Origin of the sequence: Nocardia sp. AB354 (assembly GCF_049538315.1) — a bacterium.
GTDB classification, from domain to species: Bacteria; Actinomycetota; Actinomycetes; order Mycobacteriales; family Mycobacteriaceae; genus Nocardia; species Nocardia nova.
In genome coordinates, this window is the sequence record NZ_JBMVFU010000015.1 from 93,539 (window position 1) to 115,024 (window position 21,486).

At 66.1% G+C, this 21,486-nt stretch carries 19 protein-coding genes and 1 pseudogene; 8 read left to right on the forward strand and 12 right to left on the reverse strand.

Translation table 11 applies throughout. The features are described from left to right. Positions 1-171 precede the first annotated feature (171 nt). The 3 genes from ACPCUW_RS21770 to ACPCUW_RS21780 all read right to left on the reverse strand — a co-directional run bounded on the left by ACPCUW_RS21770 (position 172) and on the right by ACPCUW_RS21780 (position 2,113). The gene (locus tag ACPCUW_RS21770; protein WP_423426738.1) at positions 172-594 is read right to left on the reverse strand and encodes a VOC family protein; all 423 of its coding nucleotides are present in this window, start codon (positions 592-594) and stop codon (positions 172-174) included. Positions 595-647: 53 nt separating this feature from the next. Further along, a complete protein-coding gene (locus ACPCUW_RS21775; protein WP_423426740.1) occupies positions 648-1,397 on the reverse strand; it encodes a helix-turn-helix domain-containing protein in 750 nt (249 codons plus the stop codon). 92 nt (positions 1,398-1,489) lie between these two features. Continuing rightward, positions 1,490-2,113 carry a TetR/AcrR family transcriptional regulator gene (locus tag ACPCUW_RS21780; RefSeq protein ID WP_423426742.1) on the reverse strand — a complete coding sequence of 208 codons (624 nt, stop codon included), beginning with the start codon at positions 2,111-2,113 and terminating at the stop codon, positions 1,490-1,492. 195 nt (positions 2,114-2,308) lie between these two features. Here ACPCUW_RS21780 and ACPCUW_RS21785 point away from each other — a divergent pair, with 195 nt between their 5' ends. Further along, a complete protein-coding gene (locus ACPCUW_RS21785; RefSeq protein WP_423426743.1) occupies positions 2,309-3,043 on the forward strand; it encodes a nuclear transport factor 2 family protein in 735 nt (244 codons plus the stop codon). Between the two features lie 47 nt (positions 3,044-3,090). Next, on the forward strand, positions 3,091-4,083 hold the full coding sequence (locus ACPCUW_RS21790) for an MCE family protein (protein WP_423426744.1): 993 nt from the start codon (positions 3,091-3,093) through the stop codon (positions 4,081-4,083). Positions 4,084-4,136: 53 nt separating this feature from the next. Here the strand turns inward: ACPCUW_RS21790 and ACPCUW_RS21795 are convergent, their stop codons facing one another. Then, a complete protein-coding gene (locus ACPCUW_RS21795) occupies positions 4,137-4,604 on the reverse strand; it encodes a MarR family winged helix-turn-helix transcriptional regulator (protein ID WP_423426745.1) in 468 nt (155 codons plus the stop codon). A 43-nt stretch (positions 4,605-4,647) separates the two neighbouring features. Between ACPCUW_RS21795 and ACPCUW_RS21800 the strand changes: the two genes are divergently transcribed. Beyond that, a complete protein-coding gene (locus ACPCUW_RS21800) occupies positions 4,648-5,559 on the forward strand; it encodes an alpha/beta hydrolase (protein WP_423426747.1) in 912 nt (303 codons plus the stop codon). A 48-nt stretch (positions 5,560-5,607) separates the two neighbouring features. On the opposite strand, the gene ACPCUW_RS21805 is transcribed toward ACPCUW_RS21800, so the two are convergent. After that, the gene (locus ACPCUW_RS21805; protein ID WP_423426748.1) at positions 5,608-6,027 is read right to left on the reverse strand and encodes a DUF1003 domain-containing protein; all 420 of its coding nucleotides are present in this window, start codon (positions 6,025-6,027) and stop codon (positions 5,608-5,610) included. 477 nt (positions 6,028-6,504) lie between these two features. Here ACPCUW_RS21805 and ACPCUW_RS21810 point away from each other — a divergent pair, with 477 nt between their 5' ends. Further along, positions 6,505-6,990, forward strand: a complete 486-nt coding sequence (locus tag ACPCUW_RS21810; RefSeq protein ID WP_423426749.1) for a hypothetical protein — start codon at positions 6,505-6,507, stop codon at positions 6,988-6,990. Between the two features lie 251 nt (positions 6,991-7,241). Here the strand turns inward: ACPCUW_RS21810 and ACPCUW_RS21815 are convergent, their stop codons facing one another. Continuing rightward, complete coding sequence (locus ACPCUW_RS21815) at positions 7,242-8,792, reverse strand: MFS transporter (protein WP_423426751.1); 1,551 nt, start codon at positions 8,790-8,792, stop codon at positions 7,242-7,244. Positions 8,793-9,000: 208 nt separating this feature from the next. Between ACPCUW_RS21815 and ACPCUW_RS21820 the strand changes: the two genes are divergently transcribed. The 3 genes from ACPCUW_RS21820 to ACPCUW_RS21830 all read left to right on the forward strand — a co-directional run bounded on the left by ACPCUW_RS21820 (position 9,001) and on the right by ACPCUW_RS21830 (position 12,109). Continuing rightward, positions 9,001-9,612, forward strand: coding sequence for a TetR/AcrR family transcriptional regulator (locus tag ACPCUW_RS21820; RefSeq protein WP_423426753.1), 612 nt, complete (start codon positions 9,001-9,003; stop codon positions 9,610-9,612). Positions 9,613-9,969: 357 nt separating this feature from the next. After that, complete coding sequence (locus tag ACPCUW_RS21825) at positions 9,970-11,400, forward strand: multicopper oxidase family protein (protein WP_423426841.1); 1,431 nt, start codon at positions 9,970-9,972, stop codon at positions 11,398-11,400. A gap of 439 nt (positions 11,401-11,839) precedes the next feature. Beyond that, complete coding sequence (locus ACPCUW_RS21830; protein ID WP_423426754.1) at positions 11,840-12,109, forward strand: hypothetical protein; 270 nt, start codon at positions 11,840-11,842, stop codon at positions 12,107-12,109. 456 nt (positions 12,110-12,565) lie between these two features. Here ACPCUW_RS21830 and ACPCUW_RS21835 read toward each other — a convergent pair. The 3 genes and pseudogenes from ACPCUW_RS21835 to ACPCUW_RS21845 all read right to left on the reverse strand — a co-directional run. Then, positions 12,566-12,835: pseudogene (locus ACPCUW_RS21835) on the reverse strand (heat-shock protein HtpX); the annotation flags it as partial. A 111-nt stretch (positions 12,836-12,946) separates the two neighbouring features. Beyond that, complete coding sequence (arsA, locus tag ACPCUW_RS21840; RefSeq protein WP_423426843.1) at positions 12,947-14,710, reverse strand: arsenical pump-driving ATPase; 1,764 nt, start codon at positions 14,708-14,710, stop codon at positions 12,947-12,949. A 149-nt stretch (positions 14,711-14,859) separates the two neighbouring features. Further along, positions 14,860-15,396, reverse strand: a complete 537-nt coding sequence (locus ACPCUW_RS21845; protein WP_423426756.1) for an ArsI/CadI family heavy metal resistance metalloenzyme — start codon at positions 15,394-15,396, stop codon at positions 14,860-14,862. A gap of 96 nt (positions 15,397-15,492) precedes the next feature. Between ACPCUW_RS21845 and ACPCUW_RS21850 the strand changes: the two genes are divergently transcribed. Next, a complete protein-coding gene (locus ACPCUW_RS21850) occupies positions 15,493-15,852 on the forward strand; it encodes an Rv2640c family ArsR-like transcriptional regulator (protein WP_423426758.1) in 360 nt (119 codons plus the stop codon). Between the two features lie 565 nt (positions 15,853-16,417). On the opposite strand, the gene ACPCUW_RS21855 is transcribed toward ACPCUW_RS21850, so the two are convergent. The 3 genes from ACPCUW_RS21855 to ACPCUW_RS21865 all read right to left on the reverse strand — a co-directional run bounded on the left by ACPCUW_RS21855 (position 16,418) and on the right by ACPCUW_RS21865 (position 21,079). Continuing rightward, positions 16,418-17,371, reverse strand: coding sequence for a ferritin family protein (locus tag ACPCUW_RS21855; RefSeq protein WP_423426760.1), 954 nt, complete (start codon positions 17,369-17,371; stop codon positions 16,418-16,420). A gap of 639 nt (positions 17,372-18,010) precedes the next feature. Continuing rightward, positions 18,011-19,654: a flavin-containing monooxygenase gene (locus tag ACPCUW_RS21860; RefSeq protein ID WP_423426761.1), complete on the reverse strand. Its 1,644-nt coding sequence runs from the start codon at positions 19,652-19,654 to the stop codon at positions 18,011-18,013. 255 nt (positions 19,655-19,909) lie between these two features. After that, positions 19,910-21,079, reverse strand: a complete 1,170-nt coding sequence (locus ACPCUW_RS21865; protein WP_423426763.1) for a cytochrome P450 — start codon at positions 21,077-21,079, stop codon at positions 19,910-19,912. Positions 21,080-21,486 lie beyond the last annotated feature (407 nt).

Consider the following 21,486-nt stretch of genomic DNA (forward strand, 5'->3'; position numbering starts at 1 on the left):
GTGATCGATGCGCAGCGTCATCAGTTCGGGCCAGATCTGCTTCCAGGGACGAATCGGGCCCCAGCACAACGACATCCGGATGCCGTAGTCCACCCAGCTCACGCGCATCACCACACGGTTGCACAAGTTAGCGGTGCACGATCTCCGGACCGGGCCTGACCGCCGCCGACGTCACCCCTGGGCGGTCGCACTGCCGTCGCCCATGGCGGCCGGGTCGTAGGCCAGCAGTTCCCAGCAGTGACCGTCCGGGTCGTCGATCGCCCGGTTGTACAGCCAGCCCATGTCCTGGGCCTCCCGCGGTTCGGTGGCACCCGCGGCCAGCGCCGCGTCGGCGAGGCGGTCCACTTCTTCACGCGACCCGGCGGCCAGCGCGTTGATCACCTCGATCGGACCGTCCGCGGTGTCTCGCTTGGTGAAGGTCGCGAATGTCTCGCGCGTCATCAGCTGCACCACGACCGCGTCGGCGAAGACCACCTGAGCGGAGGTGTCCCCCGTGAAGTCCGGGTTGATCGTTCCCCCCATCGCCGTGTACATCTTCTTGCTCGCCTCCAGGTCGGTGACCGGCAGGTTGACGTAGATCTGCGTGAGTGCCATGACGTGCCTCCAAAAGTGTTCGGGGTGCTGGGCTTCCGGCGTCACCGCACAATTTATGGGCGCACCTCGACCTCGGTCTTGTACAGGAGCGACAGCATCTCCTCGTTGTCGGCGCGGCGCAGCTGGGACGCTGTGCGGCCGGTGAACCGCGTCAGCGAACGCGCCAGGTGTGGCTGGTCGTGATACCCCGCCCGCTGTGCGACTTCGACCGCCGGCACCCCTTGCCGCCGCAGCAGCAGCACGGCCTGCCTCGCCCGCTCGATCTGCCGGATCGCACCCTGCGTCAGCCCGGTCGCCGCGGCCACCCGCCGCTGCACCGATCGCGGAGTGACCAAAGTGGTGCCATCACCGCGCAACACATCGGTGACCAGCGGATCACGCACCAGCAGTCCGGCACGAACCAGGCGGTCGACAAAAACGTCGGCATTGTCGTACGCCGGGATTTCCCATTCCTCGCCTTGCAGTACAAACGAGCGGGCTGTGGTGTGCGGACTCGACACCGCGGTGTCGACCAGCCCCGGCACCGGCATCGGCGCGAGAAACGCGCCGTGCCGGAAGATGATTCCGAGCGTTTCCCCGGTACCCGGCCCCAGTTCCACCACCGTGGGGCCGGTCTCGGGTCCGCGGACCGAAACGTGCGTCTGCCCACCGTCGCGCCACACGACCAGCTCCCAGTTCGAATTCGCGACGGACCGCATCCGCGCCGGTACCGCCCCGGCAACCGGCCCGGCCCGATAGACCAGCTCGACATAGGCGGAATCGGACGGGCGCAGCTCGATACCATCGGCCGGTTCGAAGCTCACGGCCAAGAAGCTAACACGGGGCAGGCGCGCCCGAAGCCGGTAATCACGGCCGGCGTGCGCAGCCGATTCCGAAGGACAAGGCGTGCGGTCGGTCAGCTTCCGAGGCCGACGCCGAGCAACGCGGTCACGATGCCGACACTGACATCGACGAGCCGGTCTCTGTCGATCGTCAGGTGCGCGTCGATCCATTCCAGGTACACAGCCGTCAGCGCGCCGGCCAACGCGGTGCCGATGGTGGCGAGGGCGGCATCGCTACTGGCGAACAGCGCCTCGGCGCCACTGCCGAGAAGCGGCGCCACCGCCCGCACCGCCTCGGGTGTGCGCTCGGTGATGTGCCGGCGCAGCATGTCGTCGGCCAGCGGCTCCCGCAGCAATACCCGCGCCCGGCGTGGATCCTCCTCGAAGAAATCGGCGCACGCTTCCAGCGCCGCCCGGATTGCCGCCTGCGGATCGGTACCGGGCGTGATAGCCGAAAGTCTTTGCCGCAGTTCGCCTTCGACGCGATCGTAGACGGCAACGACGAGCGATTTGCGACTGTCGAAACTCTCGTAGAAGTAGCGAGGGCTCAGATTCGCCTGCCGAGTGACCGCGCGCATGGTGACCGCGCCGGCGCCTGCTGTGCCGAGCAGGTCGAAAGCGCAGTCGAGCAATTGCTCGCGACGTTCGCCCGAACGGTCCTGCAGCGTCTGGCCGCGCCAGAGTTTGGGAGCACTCACCGAATCATCCTCGCATCCGCCGCGGACACGTATTGACATCATGTGATTCTACATGAATCATATGATTCACCTTGACCGGCTCGGGACCGCAACGCCGTGAGCGATTCGTCGTTCATCGCGGTACCGAGATTCCTGGTGGTACCCGCCCCCGCTCACAGGAAGCGGCGGTGCATTTGTCGTGGTGAAAGGGTGTTCATGTTCAACGAGGAACAGTTTCAGCAGGCTCTGCGGCAGCCGCGGTTGTCGAAGCCGGTTCCGGAATTCCTCAATTCCAATCGGGCAGTACCGATCCGGGCGATTCCCGAAGCCGAGCTACAAGCCACCACCCTGCAATGGTTCGAGGACTTCGATCGCAAACTCGAGCTCTACAAAGGTTTCGGCGTCGACGTCAGCTGGCTGATGGAGTGGGCGAAGAAGTACTGGTGGAGCTTCCTGGTGCGGGATATGAGCATCAACGACGAGCTCTACGCGCCCGACATCCGCTACACCGACGTCACAACCTTCGGACGCACCATCGTCGGCATCGACGAATTCGTCGAATACAACTTCGCCTTCTTCGACGCCATCCCCGACTGGCGCTACGACCCGCTCCCCGATCAGGTCTATCTGGATGTGACAACGGAAGGAACCGTGCGCACCGTCATCCGGTACATCGGTAGCGGACACTGGACCGGGCCGCTGCGGCTGTACCCCTACGACGAGTCGGCGCCGGTCATCTACGGCAACGGGCGTTTCATCCAGTGCCCAGCGGTCGACCGCTACCACTTCAACACCGACGGACTCATGGTGGAAGGCGAGACCCTCTACGACTTCCTCGACGCCACCCAGCGCGGCGGCATTCTGCCCCGAGACGACAGCTGGCAGTTCCGGGCACTGATGGCCGCGTCGAAGATCCCCGCCGTGCTGTCCCGATTCGGGAACAAGGCGTAATGGGCGGCCGGGGCGGGGGCCTGTCCAGGCCGTTGACGGGTTTCGGCGTGTTCGCCGTCGTCGCGGCCCTGGTGACCACAACGATCTGGAATACGCTCGCCCGCACCGTCTCCGGCCCCACCAACACCTATTCGGCGACCTTCGGTGACGTCCTCGGACTACAGGCCGGCGACGACGTCCGCGTCGCCGGTGTGCGAGTCGGCAAGGTCGTCACGATCGCGCTCGACCGAAACAACCACGCCACAGTCACATTCATCCTCCAGCGCGGGCAGACCGTCTTCGGCGACACCAGGGCATTGGTGCGCTACCAGAATCTGCTCGGCCAACGGTATGTGGCGCTCGAACCCGGCACCAAGGGCAACCCCGCGCCGCTTCCCGACAACGGTTCGATACCGCTCGAGCAGACCGAGCCGTCCTTCGATATCTCCGGTCTGCTCAACGGTTTCCAGCCACTGTTCGAAACCCTGAACACACAGCAGGTCAACGACCTCTCCAACACCTTGATCCAGGCCTTGCAGGGCGACGGCGTATCGCTGAGCAGCTTCATCACCCAGGCAGTCGCCCTCGCCGGCGATTGGCAGCGACGCGACGCCATCCTCGCCGACGTGATCACCCAACTCTCCACGGTCATGCAACGAATGGCCTTACGCGGCGGTGAGTTCGAAACACTGGTCACCCAGACCCGCGCGCTGATCGGCGGTCTCTACGACCAAGGCCAGGACCTGCAAACCAGCACCACCCGCATCGCGAAGACCACCTCCGCCATGGCCGACATGCTCACCCAGGTCGAGCCGAAGATCACTGCCGCACAAAATGCCACCACCAACGCCCTCGCCGTCCTGCTGGCCAACGGCGCCGGACTCGACCGCACCGCGGTGGACGCACAGAACATCTTCGCCGACATAGGAAAATTCAGCAGCGACGGCACCTACGGCAACGGCTTCATCTGCAGCCTCGACATCTCCCTCTACGGCGTGCTGCTCCCCCGCGGCCTCATTTCCCAGATCGGCGGAAATTCCCACTCCGCCACCTGCCGCTGACGCACGCTGCGGGGGTGCCGCGGTCGCGGGATTGCCGTCGCGGGTGATGTCGATCAACCGGTGGGTGTGCCGATTTGGTTGCGCTCCAACGTAACCCGTAGTTCCGCGATGGCGCGGACGGCGTCGGGGGAACCGTCGACAATGTCGCCGATCAGCTCGGCGAGGCCGGCCGCGACCGTCTGCTCCGCCGCGGCGAACAGCCGCGCGCCGTCGGCGGTCAGGGCCAGCAGCGAGGACCGGCGATCGGACGGATTCGGTTGCCGCACAACCCATCCCCGCGCCTCCAGACGGTCGACGCCCTTGCTGGTGGCACCGACTCCGATGGCGAATTCGGCGGCGAGGTCGGCCACGCGCGATCCCGGCCGATCACGCAGGAAGCGCAGGAACTCGAACTGTGAGGTGACGATCCCGTGCCGCTCGCGCAGACGGTCGTTGAGGGCGTTGTACAGACGCGTCTCGCACCGCACCAAGTCGGCGAAGAAGCGCGTGAGGTCGACGTCACCGCTCGATTTATATTCCACGGCATATAGTGTAATGGAATCTACTTCCGGGAGGAGCACCACCATGAGTGAGCAACAGCGGGCCCTCGTCGACGCGATGCTGCGGCAGCCGCGGCCCGCGGGCCCCCGGTCCGTCGAGGCGCTGCGCACCGGCTTCGCGACGCTGATGGCCCGGATGATCGTCCCGGCCGACATCCACACCGCGCCGACGACGCTCGGCAACCGACCCGCACTGCGGGTCGAGCCGGACGACGAGCCCGGCGCCGCGACGATCCTGTACTTCCACGGCGGCGGCTTCGTCTTCGGCTCCCCGGAGACCGCGCTGTCGCTGACCGGACATCTCGTGGCCAAGACCGGCTTCGCGGCCTACTCCCTGGACTATCGGCTCGCACCCGAGCACCCGTTCCCGGCCGCGATCGAGGACACCCTCGCCGCCTACCGTGCCCTGCTCGACACCGGAACGGATCCTTCGACCATCGCTTTCGCCGGGGACTCGGCAGGCGGCGGCCTCACCGTCACCACCTGTCTGGCCGCCCGCGACGCGGGCCTGCCGCTGCCCGCCGCCATCGTCGCGTTCTCCCCCGGCCTCGACGCCACCCGCACCGGCGACAGCATGCGCACCAAGGAAGACGTCGACCCGATCTTCACCCGGCAGGCCGTCGAACACACCGGAGCCATGTACCTCGCCGGCGCCGACCCGCATCAACCCCTGCTCAGCCCCGCCGTCCTCGCCGACCTCACCGGCTTTCCCCCGATGCTGATTCAGGTGGGCACCAACGAGATCCTGCTCGACGACTCGACCCGCCTCGCCGCGCGGGCGCGGGCGGCGGGAGTGGACATCATCCTGGACGTCACCGCCGACGTGCCACACGTGTTCCAGGCCTTCGCGGGCATGCTCGACGAGGCGGACGAGGCGCTCGACCGCGCGGCCCTGTTCCTCACCCAGCACACTCACACCAGGGCACCGGCACACTGATCAGCGAACGATCAGGTCGGCGCAGCCTCACGCAAGACGGCTGCGGTATCAAGGCTTCTCGGCGACGCCGGATACCTTCTCGTCGATGATGATCCTGCGATGCAACTCGGTGGTCATCTCGTGAATCGCACGGGTGAGTTCGGTATTGGTCTTGAGTTCCAGCTCTTCCTCGGCGAAGTCGTGGTCGGCTTTCAGCTGTTGGAACTCCGCCGCGCGATTCTGCCCGATCATGACGAACGTCGACAGGAAGATCGCCTCCAGCGACACCACGAGCGTCAGTGTCGGCCACGGGCTGTCCTCACAGAGAAGCATCCAACCGGCGAAACCCGCAGCGTGGAGATAGACGAACGGCATCGACCCGGCGAACCGGGTGATCCAGTCGGCCACCCGCAGCTGCCAGTTGTCTCTCCGCTTGGCCCGGAAGTCGACCACAACGGGATGCTGGTCGCCACGCGGTGGCTGTGACATGGAGAGCTCCTCTGCGAAATCAGGCGATGGCGGCCGCCTCCGAATGCTATCGGCGCCCGGCGAATGCTGTGACTCAGCCGAAGGCTCCGGCCCGGCCGCCGGCAGCCCAGATCGCCGAGTCCGTCGGCATGGGCCCGAACTCGAAACGCTCACCGAAGCCACCGGCAAGCACGCCCCTGAACTCCTCAGCCGACGGCCGGGTGGCCATCGAAAAAAGCTGATCACTCTCGTGCGCGTCTGGTCCTTCGAGGGCCGGCTCCTACGTAATTTGAGCTCATGGCAGACGAGACCCATACACCGAGGATTCCTCCAGAATCCGCCGGTCCGGCCGAACCTTCGGTCCCAGCGTCCTCGTTCGACTTGGCAGCACTTCAGCGCGATCTACGGATCGCGACACGAAGCGGACGATATGCACTGGTCACCGCGGTCGCTGCCGCTGTGATCTCGGCTGGGATATCAGCGTGGGCATCCACCAGTGTGAGCAACTCCGAGATGAACCGACAGGAGCACTTCACCGCAGCTCAGGCGGTGCGGAAGGATCGTCGTGAGGTGTACACGCAGTACGTCACTTCCTTCATGGACCTCGACGGCCAGCTGACGACAATCAGTGCCGCATTGAACGCCCATCCACCGGACCGTGCCGCTATCGCAGCGGAAATGAACAAACTTCCGCAGTTCATGCAATCGCATCTGCGCGCGGAAGCCGCAGTGCGGATCGTGGGCAGCGAGATGGGTCCCCTCCTCGCGCGCCGCGACCGCGCGCTGACAGCCATGCAGTCCGAACCCGGCTCCTCCTTGGCGGTAGTCCGAAGCTACCTCGATGATCATCCGGGTGCACTCACAGACGACGACGAATGGCGCCGAGTCGCGACCGTAGGGATCACGGCGATCCAGAAGCTCCTGAACGACACCAGCATCGACGAGATCGCTGAACGGGCGCGGGCAGACCTGGGATCTGGATGATTCGATGCCGACGGCGCAGTGAACACATCGGCCTGATTCGTCAGCTACCGCGATAACGGCGGCGCACTACCGTGACCTGGGTCCTGGATCAGCGAATCCGAACATCCTGCTGGTCGGGTGGCTGCCTGGTGTGTTGAAGGGCGACATGTCAGTTCGTGCCGAAGGGGTAGGTGGCACCGGAGTTGGTACGTCCGGTTTTCGGTCGTGTGGCAGAAATTCTGTGGTGGCGAATCGCCGTGAAGCGTTGTCGCTCAGGCGTTGTCGTGGTTTGTGGCCGTTCGATGGGGTCGTCCGGGCGCCCAGACGGTGAGAGCGATCGCGGTGATGAGGGTGAGGGCGGCGAGGGTGAGGGCGGTGAGGTGGAGGCCGTCGAGGAATGCGGTGCGGGAAACCTCGAGTAGTGGTTGTGCTCGGGGTCCTACTCGGTCGGCGAGTTGTGTTGTGGCGGCGAGGGAGTGGGCCAGCGGGGTGCGTGCGGGTTCGGGGATGTGTTCGAGGGTGGGGGTGATGGTGGACCGGTACCCGGCGGCGAGGACGGTGCCTGCGATGGCGATGCCGATGGCGGCGCCGATCTCGCGGGCGGCGTCGTTGACGGCGGCGGCGACGCCGTGGTGGTCGGTGTCGGTTTCGGTGATGATGGCTGCGGTGGCCGGTGCGGCGGCCAGGCCGAGACCGAAGCTGATGACCAGCAGTGGAACGAGAACTCCCGGATAGCCGGAGGCGGGGGTTTGTCGGCTCAGCAGCAGTAGTCCGGCGGTGAGAGCGATGAATCCTGCCGTGGTGGGCAGACGCAGTCCGTAGCGGGCGGCGAGTCGCGGGGAGAATATCGACAGGGCGACCACGCCGGCACCCATGGGCAGGACTGCGAGTGCGGAGCCCAGTGGGCTGTAGCCGAGCATCAACTGCAGGTATTGCACGTTGATCAGGAACAGCCCGAAGGTGACCAGGAATTGGATCGTGATCGAGACCGCACCGGCGGAGAATCCGCGCCGGGCCAGCAGCCGCAGTTGCAGCAGCGGTGAGCGCACCCGCAACTCGGTGACGACGAAGGCCACCGCGGCGACGGTGGCCCCGGCCATGGCGGTCAGGATCCAGCGGTCGCCCCATCCGCGATCGCCGGCGGCGATCAGTGCCCACACCAGCATGCCTATCGCGGCGATCGAGGTGATCGCTCCGAGTGGATCCAGCCGAATCGTGGTTGCCGCTCGCGATTCCTGCAGTGAGAACGCTGCCGCGAGCAGTACCACCGCTGCGACCGCGAGTCCGCTGAAGATGGACTGCCACGACCAGTGCTGCAGCAACAACCCGGACCCGACCAGACCCAGCATGCCGCCGACGCCCGCGAACCCGGCCCACATACCGATCGCCCGGGGTGCGGACCGTTCGGGGAATCCCGCGGTGATCAACGACAAGGTCGACGGCATCACCATCGCCGCCCCGACGCCGGCCACCACCCGAGCCGCGATCAGGCCGGCCAGTGCCGAAGTGAACAGCGGAACGGCGGAGGCGATGGCGAATACCCCGAGCCCGGCGATCAGTACCCGGCGGCGGCCGTAGCGATCGCTGATCGAACCCGCGGGCAAGACCAGACAGGCCAGGGCCAGGGTGTAGCCGTCGACGATCCAGGTCGCCTGCACCTGCGTGGCGCCGGTGTCGGTCGCCAGCGCGGGCAGCGCTGTGTAGAGGGCGGCCATCGCGGCGATGACCAGGGCTACCGCCAGACACGACACGACCACGGTGCGCCACTGACGCCCCGACCATCGGAGCACCTGTGTGTCCGCTTCCTGCGTGAGTGACGCCATTCCGGTCTCCGTTCACAGCTCAGCGGCGACTCGGGAGCAAGGCGCCGCGCACAGCTCCACCGTGTCGGCGCGGAAGTCTCACGGACAAGACATGCGAACGAAGTCGACACACACGGGCGTGCCCGGCGCGAATCGCTCGTCTCACCACTATCGACCGACGTGTGGTTTTCCCACCGTCCGTCGGCCGGTGTCGTCTCATACTGAGACGATGGGCATGGACTGGCTGCTGGCCACCGATCGGCACGATCGCGCCGCCGACCACATCTACAGCGCTGCCACACACCTGATCATCAGCGCGGGTTTCGACAACCTGACCGTCGATTCCGTGGCCCGGCGAGCCCACTGTTCGCGAGCCACCGTGTACCGCCACACCGGCGGCGTCGCCCACCTGCGCGAAACCGTGCTCGCCCGGGCCGCCACCAGCATCATCGAGAAAGTCGACGCCGCGATCGCCCGCCGCAGCGGCACCGACCGTACCTACACCGCGCTCACGGTCGCGTTACGCGAGGCCCGAGCCGAACCGGTCGTCACCGCGTTCCTGGGATCCGAGCACGGTCCCCGCGCTGTCACCGGGTTCTCCGAATCACCCGCGCTGATCGCGCTGGTGGCCGACCTGTTGGGCACCGACCCCGACGACGCGCTGGTCGCGACCTGGTTCATACGAACCATGGTCTCGATGCTGCTGTGGCCGGCCCACCCCGACACCGAAACACAACTGCTGCAACGATTCCTGATCCCCAGCCTCGATGCCCCGCCCCGCGAGGCACCACCGGCGACAGCTCACGGCACGAGTGTCTCCGGCGCGGCACCGGGCAAATAGTCGTAACCCGTTACGCGGACGATCCCGAATTCTCTGCGCAGCAACGGTTTTCGCTCACCTACAGCGGCGCGTACACACATGCGTTCGCTGCCGGATTCGGCCGGCCGAGGCGGCCACGACAAAGTGGGCACCTGGCCCACCGGCAGAGGAAGATCCGATCAGCTCGCTGCAGAAGATTTCAGCGATGGGCCGCACGAAAATGTCGGCGGAACGTTGTGTTCCGACCACGTCCGAACCGGCGGTTGTGGCTGCTACGGTGCCGGGCTGTGCGCGATATCGTGGTGCGACATCGGTTCCCGATTTCTGGAAGAGGCGGCAGTCGAGGTGAGGCGGGTGAACCGGCGCGAGTTCTTCGGTATGGCGGGCGTGGCGGTAGCAGCCGGGGGCGCAGCAGTGGTGGCGGGATGCAGCCGGTCATCAGGACCGGGCAAGGCTGATTACACGCTGCGTATCGGTCGGGGGCAGGTGGAGGTGGCGCCCGGTCGTTCGGTGTCGGCCACGCTGTACAACGGGCAGTTCCCGGGCCCGCTGCTGCGGTTCGCCGAGGGAAAACCGGTGGTGGTCGACATCCATAACGACACCGGCACCCCGGAACAGCTGCACTGGCACGGCCAGACGGTGCCGGTGGAAGTGGACGGCTCGGGCGAGGAGGGCACACCGTTCATCCCCGCGCACGGGATGCGGCGGTTGTCGTTCACGCCCGGTCCGTCGGGGCTGCGGTTTTATCACACGCACCTGATCGCCGGCGCGAACCTGGAGTTGGGCCAGTACAACGGCCAGGCCGGACCCGTTTACATCGAGCCGAAGCAGAATCCCGGTGCCTACGACCGGGAAGTCATCCTCACCCTCGAGGAGTTCGGTCCCACACTGAGCCAGGCCGGGGACATGGCCGCGAACTTCCTGGCCGGTGAACCGCTCACGGACCTGCGCGATCGAGGCGAGGCGGCGATGGCGGCCTCGCTCGCGTCGGGCCGCCCGCACGGGTACGAGGTCGGCTACGACACCTTCACCATCAACGGCCGCATGCTCGGCCACGGCGACCCGATCCGGGTCGCAGAGGGCGAACGGGTGCTGCTGCATGTGGTCAACGGCAGCGCGACCGAGAACCGCAGCCTCGCGCTGCCCGGGCACACCTTCACCGTGCTGGCGCTGGACGGCAACCCGGTGCCGAACCCGGCGCGGGTGCCGGTGCTGTGGCTCGGTGCCGCCGAACGTGTCTCGGCGGTGGTGGAGATGAACAACCCCGGCGTCTGGATACTCGGTGACCTGTCCGACGACGACCGCGCCAACGGCATGGGCATAGTCGTCGAATACGCCGGCCGCGCCGGTGAGCCGCAGTGGGCTCCGCCGCCGCCGTTCACGTGGGACTATCGCCTGTTCACCCGGCCCGCCGCGATCACGGCGGCGCCGGATCAGCAGATCGAGCTGCTGGTCGAGAAACGCAACGCCGACCGTGACGGGTTCAACGTGTGGACTCTCAACGGTGCCGCGTTCGACATGAACACCGGCGCACCGGCGTTCGACTTGGCGAGCGGACGCCGGTATCGGTTGCTGTTCCGCAATGCCACCGACGACATCCATCCGATTCACCTGCACCGCAATACCTTCGAGGTCACTCATATCGCCGGGACACCGACCGCGGGGTTGCACAAGGATGTGGTGATGCTCGGCGGCTACCAGGAGATGGCGATCGATGTCGTCGCCGACGAAACGGGGGCGTCGCTGCTGCACTGCCACCAGCAGCTGCACATGGACTACGGGTTCATGGCCTTGCTGCGCGTGAGCTGAGCACGCCGGGCCGGCGTCGCATCCAGTGACCCGGGGCCAAGCCCGACCCACAGCAGAACACCAACCCGAGCAGCATCGCGAAACCGATGCGGGCGCGTGCTGCGGTCACGGCGTAGATCCGCCCTGCAACCATCGGTGCCGCTACACCCCAGGGGTATGCGGCCACGGCTTCCAGGATTTACTCGCCATTTCGTCACCGGGCGCCGACCCGCCGCACAATACGGCGGCGAAGCACACATTTGTCGTCATGCATCCCCAACCCTGGAGGTGATGCGGTAAAACTATTGGCGCAGACCTTCTTTCAGCTGGCCAGCCGCGATAGTGGGCCAACGGCTGGGGCAGGAATGTGGCGGCGGGCCAGTGTGCGGTCTGTTCGCCAGGTCGGGGCACACAGACGCGAACCATGCGGGTGTTCGCGCCGCGCAGATCTGGAGAACAGATGTTCACGATGGAAACCGCCACCAAGTACGTCACCGGCCTCATCGAGTCCACCGGCGCCGCACTGGCCACCGACTTCGACGTTCCCGCCATCGTCGACACACTGCACCGCCTGGTCGAGGACTGGGACTTCGACATCATCGACCGGCGCACCTTCTGGGCCGTAGTCGCCACCCACATCCTCGTGCCTCGCACGAACTCCGCGACTCACACCGGCTCCCCCGTTGCGTCGCTCGCTCTCGTGAAGGATCCGATGCCGGTCACTCAGTGACCCCAGCGAGGGTGATCACGCCGACCGGCCAGCCGGCGTGACCACCCTCGCTGGGCCGCCGCGAGCTCTAGCTCCTCCCGTGTAGCCCGGTGCTTTCACCTCCACACTGCCCCTGCGGAGACGTCGGACCACTGCCGGCCACCGTGACGGTCCGGCGGCACAGCTTCCCGTTCGCCCACACGATCGATGACCGTCTCCTACGGTCGGCCACAGGGCCCCGGCGGACCGAGCCGCCGGGGCCCCTCATTCGCGCCTGCAGCACCCGCGGCTGCGCGCGCGTGAATCCGGTGCCGCCGTTGCCGATGTAGATCAACTCCACACCCTGAGTGTGGTCACCCGGGATCAGTGACCCGAACACCCCGCTGCGGGGGAGGCTGCCCGGTGCCGGTATGCCGAACTATCAAAACGTGTCGAATAGGTCGTCGGTACTGGGCCGAGCTTTGACGGTCGTGTTGGTCAGTTCGTGGTGTATGTGGGGAGCAGTTCGGCGATGAGTTGTTCGATGTGGGTGCGGATTTGGTCGCGGATGGGTCGGACTCCGTCGAGGCCGAGGCCGGCGGGGTCGTCGAGTTTCCAGTCGCGGTAGTCGACGCCGGGGAAGTAGGGGCAGTTGTCGTCGCAGCCCATGGTGATGACGATGTCGCTGGTTTGGACGGTGTCGGGGGTGAGGATTTTCGGGGTTTGGGCGGTGATGTCGATGCCGATCTCGGCCATGGCTCGGATTGCGCGCCCAGCGCCGTGACATCCACCCGTTGATTAGACACACATCGATATTGACCAAGATCGATATCGAGGGCGAGTGAACTCTGGGTGACACCTCCGGGCACCGGGACGCGGTTACCCGGCTGCAGTGTGGGTGGGGCGGGTGAGTGCGGCGAGTGCGGGGACCCCGACGGGTTCTTCGGCGAGTGCGGGGATGACCGCGTATCGGTCGGTGTAGGTGGTGGCCCTGTGGATCTGGTCGAGTTCGGCGGCGGCGCGGCGGCGCAGCAGCGGGTCGGTGGGTGCGGCAGCGGCGAGGCTGTTGTCGACGACCCACGCCCACGGGTGGATGCCGGCGCGTTCGAGGTCGGCTTGCAGCTCTGCGGCCTCGAGGACCGGGGTGGTTTCGGGCAGGGTGATCAGCAGAACTTTCGTGGCCTCAGGGTTTTGCAGCCGCATCAGCGGGGTGACGAATCGGGTGCCCGGCGCCATCTGGCGCACGATGTCGCGGTGGTAGGAGCCTGTGGCGTCGAGCAGCAGCAGGGTGTGGCCGGTGGGGGCGGTGTCGATGACGACGAACCGGCGCCGGGATTCGGCGATGACGTGTGAGAACGCTTGGAAGACAGCGACTTCGTCGGTGCACGGTGAGCGCAGATCCTCGGCGAGCGCGGCGCGAGCGGCCTCGTCGAGGCCCGCGCCCTTGCCGGCCATGACCCGGGCGCGGTAGTCGGCGACCGCGCGGGCGGGATCGATGCGCGAGACCTGCAGGTGTTCCAGGCTCCCGGCGACGGTTTCGGTGAGGTCGCCGGCGGGGTCGGTGGTCGACAAATGCACATCGTGGCCGCGCTCGGCCAGCGCGACAGCAACCGCGGCGGCCACGGTGGTTTTACCGACCCCGCCCTTGCCCATGCACATGATCAGGCACGGCCCATCGCGTTCGATCTGCTCGATCAGCCCGGCCAGCGGCGCATCAGCCACCGCCGCCACCATCGGCTGCGCCGCCTCCACGGCGGGCATCGCCGGCGTGGGGTCGAACAGGGTCGTCAGGACATCGATACCGACGATATTGGTGGGCTGAAGCTCGACCAGATCTCGCGGCAGCTCCCGCACGGTCGCGGGCATGGCCTCGATCGCGGCGCGTTCGCGGCGGCGGGTCGCGGCCACCAGCGGATCACCGGAATCGGTGGTGTCGGGCAGCACGCCGTTGATCACCACATGCTGATCGGCGAGCCCGACACCGGCCAATTCGCTACGGGTGCGGGCGATCTCGGCCAGTGTCGACCGCGAGGGGCGCGCCACCAGCACAAGGCGGGTGCGGTGCGGATCCGCCAGCGCGTCGACCGCGGCCGCGTACACGGCCTTCTGTTTGTCCAGTCCCGACAGCGGGCCCAGGCAGCTGGCATCGCCGCCGCCGGTGAGGAACTCACTCCAGCTGCCGGGCAACTGCAGCAACCGGACGGTGTGCCCGGTGGGCGCGGTGTCGAACAACACGTGGTCATAGCCGCTGGTCTCGTCGGTGAGCAGGGCGGTGAACTCGTTGAACGAAGCCACCTCCGTCGTGCACGAGCCCGACAACTGCTCGGTCATCGACGCGATATCGGCCTCCGGCAGCACACCGCGCATCGGCGCGAGGATCCGCTCCCGATAGGCGGCCACCGCCTGCTCCGGGTCGATCTCGAGCGCCCACAACCCCGGCACGCCCCCGATCGCGGTCACCGTGTTGCCGACCGTGACACCGAATACCTGCCCCACATTCGACGCCGGATCGGTCGACACCAGCAACACTCGCCGGCCCGCCCGGGCCAGCGTCACCGCCGCCGCGCACGCGATCGAGGTCTTACCGACCCCGCCCTTGCCGGTGAAGAACACGAACCGCGGCACCCCCGCGAGAAACTTCATCTCACCCACGCCACCACCTCCACAACCAAGACCGGCCATCCCGGCCCGTACGTTCCATTCGACCGCGTATCCCCCGCACCGCGGCAGAGGCAAACGTCCCCCACCCCGCACCGGCAGTGTCACCGCGCGGGCGGCCGCGCCCGCCGGTGTCAGCTGCAGCAGCCGGCGCCGGAGGCGATCGCCTTCTCTTTCGCCTCGCTGGTGCAGCAGGTACTCGACTCGTCGCGAGCGGTTTCGCCCTCAGCCGCGCTGCCGGTGCCGCAGCATGCCTGTACCGCCTCGCCGTCACCGGTGGCGAATTCTGGTGTGGTACCGAAGTTCTCGGTATCGGCGAGCACGGTGTAAACCTCCCAGCGCTCAGCGTTGGGGCCGGTGACCCACACCTTGTCCTGGGTGGCGAAACAACACGTGGTCGCGATCTGCTCCTCGGTGAACAACCCCGCCTCCGACAGGCGCGCGATCTCACCGTGCACCTGCTCGGAGGTCTCGACCTCCACACCGAGATGATTGATCGTGCCGCCCTGACCGGTGTTCTCCAGCAGCACCAGCTTCAACGGCGGCTCCTCGATCGCGAAGTTCGCATAGCCAAGCTTGCGCTTGGCCGGTTCGGTATTGAACAGGGTCGAGTAGAAGGTGATCGCCTGTTCGAGATCGTCGACATTCAAGGCCAGTTGCACACGGGACATGAGAACCTCCATAGTGAGACATATGTCGAAAAAGTGGATGCCGCCGAGTCTGCCACCTTTTCGACATATGTCAATCACGTAGGTAGTGTGGACGCCATGCCCAAAGCGTTGCCCGTGATCGACATGTCCGCCCCGGTCTGCTGCGCACCGGTCGCGGCCGGCCCGGTCGACGACACCGCCGCCCTCGAGGTCGCCCTGCGCCTGAAAGCCCTCGCCGACCCGGTGCGCGTGAAACTCATGTCACTGCTGCTGGCCGGCCCCGACACCGGCGAAAACGGAGGAGACCTCGCCTCCGCGGTCGGCCTGTCGGAATCCACCGTCAGCCACCACCTTTCGCAACTGCGCAAGGCGGGCCTGGTCGATTCGGAACGAGCCGGGATGAACGTCGTCCACCACGCCAAACGCGAGGCGCTCGCCGCGCTGTGCGTGGTCTTGGACCCCAACTGCTGCCGTTGAGAGACTGCGGCGCATCACCGTGCCCGGGCCCGGCGGGCGAGGACCTCGGCGGCATAGGCATTGCTGGAGGCAGGCCGCGATGTGGATCCATCGAACGGCGCCGGTGGTGGACAGACCGAGCAGGTCGCTGAGTAGCTTCGCAGGCACGGTGGCAGCGTTGTCCACCAGTGCGGTGTTGCGACCGGCCCGGACCGGAACGCCCAATTGTCGCACCATCCCACCTTCGATCAATCAACGCGCGAGTCATGCATCAGATGCAACTCTTCGCGGAAAATCCGTCCCGCGACAACCACACCCGCGGACCGGCGCAGCGCAGTCTTGATCCATGACCGCGGTCGCTGACCAGGCCGCCAGACCGAGTCCAGCCGTTTCGAGACGATGCTCTCGAGGCAGTGCTCGGCCGCCACGTCGAGCATCCCCTTCTACCCACTGGGTGGAGATATCCGACAACCGCCTCCGGCCGGCCGAGTGCTCCGACGTGGGTTGTGAACTGTTCGTGATCGGAGCGATCGGGCACTGCCGGCCACAGAATCCACCGCTGGGCCGGCGACAGCGTCCCGGCGGGTCACAGGGCATCGAGAGCCTGTTGGAAGGCTTGCTCGTGGGCCTTTTCGTCGGCCGCAATCTCTCGAAACAGGTCGGCCGCCTGGGGGTTTCCGGCCTTGTCGGCTTGGGCGGCATAGTCGGGATACATCGACTCGGCTTCGTGCTTCTCCCCTGCTATCGCGTCGGTGAGATCGGCGGCGACGTCGGAGGCCACCAGTCCGGCCGGCGTCGCTTCTTCGGCGAAGTGCTCGTCGAGCTCCACCTGGGCGGTGCGGGAGAACAGCTGCGCGATCTGCGGGTTCCCCGCCTCACGAGCCTGGCGGGCATATCGGCTGTATTTCGCGAAGGCGAACGCCTCACCCTGCATGGCCGTGCGCAGGTTGGCCAGGGTCGCACCCGACGACTTCGCCGGTCCCGGCGTGATCGACGTCGCGGTGACATCGGGCCCTGCCGGAACCCCGGCGCCCGCAGCGGGATCGGTGAGCGTCGCCAAGGCGATCGAGAAGTCGCGTGCGTGCGCTGCTTCATCGCCGGCGATCGCGGAGAACAGCTGCGCCGCAGCAGCGTCACCCGCCGCTGTCGCCTGTGCGGCGAAGCCCGGGTACATGGTCGTCGATTCAGTGGATTCGCCGGCGATCGCGTCACGCAGATTCGCCGCGGTGTCACCACCCAGACCGACCAGATCGGCCTCGCGGGTGAAATGATCCGACAGCTCGGTCTGTGCCGCGGTGCGGAATTCCTGCGCTACCCGAGGCTCGCCGCTGTGCTGGGCCTGATCCGCATACGCCCGGTATTTCGCATGGGCGAATGCTTCCCCGTGCATCGCCGCCATGGCGTTGGTTCGGGTCGACTCGGCCGGAACGGACTGCGACTGCTGTGGCGACGCGGTTCGCTGTGGCGTACCCGAACACGCCACCACCGGCACCAGAAGCGCGGCACACATCGCTATCGTCAGTCGCGACTTATTGTGCATTTCTGCTCCTTCGATCCCTCAGGGGTGGAACAGGACCCGGAAGTCGAGCAGCCCCGGATGATCAGCGCTCACGCGCGACCAGCGCACGCGCCGCAAGTCCGAACAGCGCCCCCATCGCAGTCACCTCTCGCCCAGCAAACGGAGACAATTCCATCGTCGCCGCCACTCTGCTCGACGCCCGCAGGCCGAAGTCACCGATCAACGAGCCTTACGCCACGCCACGCGGTGACCTTGGACCCCGAGCGATGGCTAACCTCACACCCACCACCGCTCACCCTCCCGGTGGTCGAACTCACGGTGAAATGATCGTGCCCGCCCGACTCGGCAGGTGTCATCGCTGCGCCGACAGCTGTCGATCGTCACCGCGAATTTGCCAGCCGCGCAACATGATTCGGCGCTCGTCACAGCTTCGCTGTGCCCGACCGCCACCCCAGCACGCACACGCGCACCCGCGCGCCAGCTCCATTCCCGCTGTTCGGCGGCGCGGCAATTCGTCATATGTCGTGGCGGCAGTGACACATTCTCGTGCGGCTTGGGCCGTGGACCGATCAACCGCCACGTGCTCGGCGCCCGCACCGTATCCGCCCCCACCGCCACAGGGGCACGCGGTGCCGTGTCCCTGCACCGGCAGTACCTTGCTCACCGGGTCAGAGTGAAACCGTCGTAGTCGTCGGCGGCGACATGGTCGCACTTTTCGCGATACGCTCCCACGCCGCCGATGTAGGCGTACATCACCCTCGGTTTGCCCGGCACATTCGATCCCACATACCAGGAGTCCACCTTGGGATAGAGCGTCATATTGCCGACTTCGTCGACGTGCCGAGTCCATTCCTGCTCCGCCTCGGCCTCGGCCTCGATGGTTGTGATGCCTTTGGATCGCAACGCGTCGATCGCGGCCGCCACCCAGTCGACGTGCTGCTCGATCGACACCATCATGTTCGACAGGACAGACGGGCTACCCGGGCCGGCGATCACGAACAGATTCGGGAAGCCTGCCACGGCAAGACCGAGGTAGGTGACGGGCCCGGCGGCCCACTTCTTCCGCAGCGACGCGTCATTCCGGCCGCGAATATCGATCGCGTTGAGCGCGCCGGTCATGGCGTCGTATCCGGTGGCATAGATGATGTCGTCGAACTCGAAACTCTCCTGCGTCGTCACGAGACCGGATTCGGTAACCCTGGTCAGCGGGGTCGCGCGAACATCCACGAGCCGGACATTGGGACGATTGAAGGTCTCGTAATAGTCGGTCCCCAGGACCGGACGCTTGACGCCGAAGAGGCCGGTGGGCTGAAGGAGCCGGGCGACAGCGGGATCTGACACGGTCTCGGCGATCCGGTCGCGGATGAACTGGGCTGCGGTCTCGTTGGCGGCTTCGTCGGCGAGCAGGTCCGTGAATCCGACCAGCATGCTGACCAGTTCGCTGTTCTTGTCTTCCCATACCCTGCGATAGAAGGCTGTTCGCTCTTCCTCGCTCACCTCGAGAGCGCCCTTGGTGGCCTCAGGCTGGGCGATTCCGAAGGACGATTCCCGGTTGGCCTTGCGCACTTCGCGATAGCGCGACTTGATCCGGGTCTGGAATTCGGGATCGATCGGGTGATTGCCGGCGGGAAGAACATAGTTCGGGGTCCGCTGAAACACAGTGAGGTGCTGGGCTGTTTCGGCGACGAGCGGAATGACCTGCACCCCAGAGGAACCGGTGCCGATCACGGCGACCCTCCGGCCGGTGAAATCGACCTCCTGCTCGGGCCATTCGCCGGTGTGGAAACTGCGGCCCCGGAACGTCTCGATGCCGGGAATCTCCACCATCTTCGGCACCGACAGGCAGCCCGTCGCCATGATGGCGAACCTCGCTGAGACGACCTCGCCCCGATCGGTCGTGATGCGCCACCGCGCGGTGGACTCGTCGTAGACCGCGGCGGTGACCCGGGTCCGCAATTGCACGTCCTTGCGCAGATCGAAACGGTCCGCGACGTGATTGATGTAGCGGAGCAACTCTGGTTGCGGCGGCAGCTTCTCCGTCCACTCCCACTCCTGCTCGAGCTCCGGGTCGAAGGAGTAGTTGTAGTACATACTCTTCACATCGACGCGTGCGCCCGGATAGCGGTTCCGGTACCAGGTGCCACCGAGTCCGCCGCCTGCTTCGTATACCTGCACCGAAAGCCCGAGCTCGCGCAGTTTGTGCAGCATATGAAGCCCGGCGAATCCGGCTCCGACGACGACCGCGTCAATCTCGCGGGCCTGTTGCCCGGTCGAGATTTCGGAATGCTGCGAGGTCGTTGTCATTGTGGGATCTGCCTTTCGATGAGTAGCCATGGGAGGCTCTGACAGCGGTGCGGTCGGACGGTGCACACCTTCTCCAGACCGCTACAAGCTGCAGATTATCCGAACATCTACGCGACCACTTGTTTTTCGGCGCAGAACAACATGAATTCGATTGCTGCGCAATACAACCACGATTGCGTTACCTGCATGCTGTTGCGGCACAGAGAGTGCCGATACTGACACATCGAATAACCATGCAGGACAACGTTCGACCCCTCAGGCCAAACGCATCGGCGGGCAGGCCGGAAACCGAACCGGTAGCGACGCCAAGGCACGATGGAACTGACCGGGCCGCCAATCCAGTTGCCGCACAGGTTTTTGCGGACGGATATCCGGCAAAGCGTCGAGGAGTACGTCGATGCACTGCGAGGCGATCGTCAGGGCGAGCGACTGCGCCGGGCAGGTATGGGGACCGGCCCCCCATGCCAGGTGCGACCGGTTGCCTTTGCGGTCGCCGCTCACAGCGGGGTCGTTGTTGCAGGCGGCCAGGCTGATCACCACCGGTTCATCGGCAGGCAGCCACACATCGCGGACGAGTTGGGGCTGTTTGGGGTAGCTCACGCACCAGTTCGCCAGCGGCGGGTCCTCGAACAACACGGCATCGATGGCATCCCGGGTAGTCATGGCGCCGCTGAGGACCTCGCCACCGTATTGGTCGTCGGTCATCAACAGCAGCAACGCGTTGAGGATCAGATTGCAGGTCGGCTCCGTGCCCATCGAGAACAGCAGCGCCGACTGGTTCACCATCTCCATGAGATCGAGCTTGTCCGGATGCCTCAGCAACTCCGAGGTCAGATCGTCGCCGGGTTCGACCTGCTTCTGGCGGACCACTCCGATCAGAGCCTCGACGAATCGCTGCTGTCCTTCCTCGGCGCCTACCCCCTCCAGCATCGCGGCCATCCCCTGATAAGCCTCGGCCGCGGCGCCTTCGGGGAAACCCATCAGTTCACTGAGGACACGAAAGGTCAGTGGATAGGCGTAGTCCATCCGCAAATCCGCGGTACCGCGCTCACAGAAGCTGTTGATCAGCGACTCGGCGGCCCGCGCAACCGAGCCGTGCATCTTGTGCAGGTTGACGGTTTCCAACGCCGCGAAGATGGTCCGCCGGTATCGCTCGTGTTCGGCGCCCGCGGTTCGCAGCGCATTCTGGCGGTAGCCCAGCATCGGCAGTAGCGGGCAGTCCGACGAGACGTTCTTCTCCCATCGGCGAGAATCGGCCGGGAAATGGTGCTCGTCGTTGAGGAGCTGCACCGCCACCTGGTAGCCGATCACCAACGTCGCAGGCACACCCGAAGCGAGCTCGACCGGTACCAGCGGGCCGTGTCGTCGCATGTCTTCGTAGGCCCGGTGCGGATCGGCCGCGAACGAGGGGGCATCCAACCGCACGCGTGAGCCACCGGATTCCCCGGAACCGTACGCGATCCGAGATGCACCCGGGTCTATGTCGTTCAACGCGTTCCCCTCTCGCGCGGTGCGGGAACGTGTCCCCTTCCGCCTGCTGCGAGACGGCCTGCCATTCGTGGTGTGGGCACGCCAGGTGACCCTACCGTAAATCGTTGCAGTCCAACGTCTTCAGAGAAAACCAGCACGGTAGCTTACTTCCGGACCGATGCACGGTCCCGAATACGGAATCCGCGCCGCAAACGCCGGATGCCGCGGCATCGGATTCCGCTCCCACCACTGATACTGCTGGTTGCCACCCCCCTGCCGATCTCAAAAGGAGCCCACAGAGCCCGAACCCGAGGAACCGGAAACGAGCGCGGAGCAGTCAACTGGACGCAGACGATCCGCTG

Excerpts from the sequence above, each read along its gene's own strand:
- ACPCUW_RS21770 (WP_423426738.1), bottom strand. The coding sequence starts at position 594 with ATGGCACTCACGCAGATCTACGTCAACCTGCCGGTCACCGACCTGGAG.
- ACPCUW_RS21785 (WP_423426743.1), top strand. The coding sequence starts at position 2,309 with ATGTTCAACGAGGAACAGTTTCAGCAGGCTCTGCGGCAGCCGCGGTTG.
- ACPCUW_RS21800 (WP_423426747.1), top strand. The coding sequence starts at position 4,648 with ATGAGTGAGCAACAGCGGGCCCTCGTCGACGCGATGCTGCGGCAGCCG.
- ACPCUW_RS21805 (WP_423426748.1), bottom strand. The coding sequence starts at position 6,027 with ATGTCACAGCCACCGCGTGGCGACCAGCATCCCGTTGTGGTCGACTTC.
- ACPCUW_RS21815 (WP_423426751.1), bottom strand. The coding sequence starts at position 8,792 with ATGGCGTCACTCACGCAGGAAGCGGACACACAGGTGCTCCGATGGTCG.
- ACPCUW_RS21820 (WP_423426753.1), top strand. The coding sequence starts at position 9,001 with ATGGGCATGGACTGGCTGCTGGCCACCGATCGGCACGATCGCGCCGCC.
- ACPCUW_RS21825 (WP_423426841.1), top strand. The coding sequence starts at position 9,970 with ATGGCGGGCGTGGCGGTAGCAGCCGGGGGCGCAGCAGTGGTGGCGGGA.
- ACPCUW_RS21830 (WP_423426754.1), top strand. The coding sequence starts at position 11,840 with ATGTTCACGATGGAAACCGCCACCAAGTACGTCACCGGCCTCATCGAG.
- arsA (WP_423426843.1), bottom strand. The coding sequence starts at position 14,710 with ATGAAGTTTCTCGCGGGGGTGCCGCGGTTCGTGTTCTTCACCGGCAAG.
- ACPCUW_RS21845 (WP_423426756.1), bottom strand. The coding sequence starts at position 15,396 with ATGTCCCGTGTGCAACTGGCCTTGAATGTCGACGATCTCGAACAGGCG.
- ACPCUW_RS21850 (WP_423426758.1), top strand. The coding sequence starts at position 15,493 with ATGCCCAAAGCGTTGCCCGTGATCGACATGTCCGCCCCGGTCTGCTGC.
- ACPCUW_RS21855 (WP_423426760.1), bottom strand. The coding sequence starts at position 17,371 with ATGCACAATAAGTCGCGACTGACGATAGCGATGTGTGCCGCGCTTCTG.
- ACPCUW_RS21860 (WP_423426761.1), bottom strand. The coding sequence starts at position 19,654 with ATGACAACGACCTCGCAGCATTCCGAAATCTCGACCGGGCAACAGGCC.